Source organism: Xenorhabdus miraniensis (assembly GCF_002632615.1).
In genome coordinates, this window is record NZ_NITZ01000110.1 from 1 (window position 1) to 605 (window position 605).

Consider the following 605-nt stretch of genomic DNA (forward strand, 5'->3'; position numbering starts at 1 on the left):
ATATAGCTAAATCATATTAATATGACATAATACCTAAACCCTAGACGACAAGGCATAACACGAGATGGGCTACAGTTTAGATTTTCGAAAGAGAGTACTGGCATACAAAGACAAGCATTCGTTGACTTTCGAACAAACGAGTGCCCACTTTGAAATCTCCATGCGCACCTTGTTTCGGTGGTGCAATAAGATAGAACCTTGCATGACCCGTGATAAACCCGCCACGAAAATCCCTGATGCGGTGCTCATTGCGGATGTCCAAAACTTTCCCGATGACTATCAATGGGAAAGAGCAAAACGTTTAGGTGTCTCACAATCGGCTATTCATTACGCCTTGAAACGGCTTCGGATCACCCATAAAAAAAACGTTAAAACACCCTCGCGCTGATCTTCAGGCTCGTCAGACATTTATCGAGCGCATCAGCGACTATGAACGGGCTGGCAGGCCGATTGTGTATTTGGATGAAAGTGGTTTTGCTCAGTCGATGCCACGTCAACATGGATATTCGGAAAAAGGGTTACGCTGTTTTGGTACGCATGACTGGCACGCCAAAGGCCGCATTAATGTCATTGGTGCCATTATCAAAAATACCTTCGTCACCTTA

The 605-nt window shown here is 44.8% G+C and carries 2 protein-coding genes; both read left to right on the plus strand.

Going from position 1 to position 605, the window contains the following annotated elements; all coding sequences use genetic code 11:
• The first annotated feature begins 64 nt into the window (after positions 1-64).
• Positions 65-388 (plus strand): IS630 transposase-related protein, encoded by a 324-nt coding sequence (locus Xmir_RS22295; RefSeq protein ID WP_099115511.1) that lies wholly within the window; start codon positions 65-67, stop codon positions 386-388.
• Between the two features lie 64 nt (positions 389-452).
• Positions 453-605 (plus strand): hypothetical protein (locus Xmir_RS33025; RefSeq protein ID WP_422646014.1); only part of this gene is annotated, 153 nt, incomplete at its 3' end.

Coding starts and splice junctions, on each gene's coding strand:
- Xmir_RS22295 (WP_099115511.1), top strand. CDS start 65: ATGGGCTACAGTTTAGATTTTCGAAAGAGAGTACTGGCATACAAAGAC.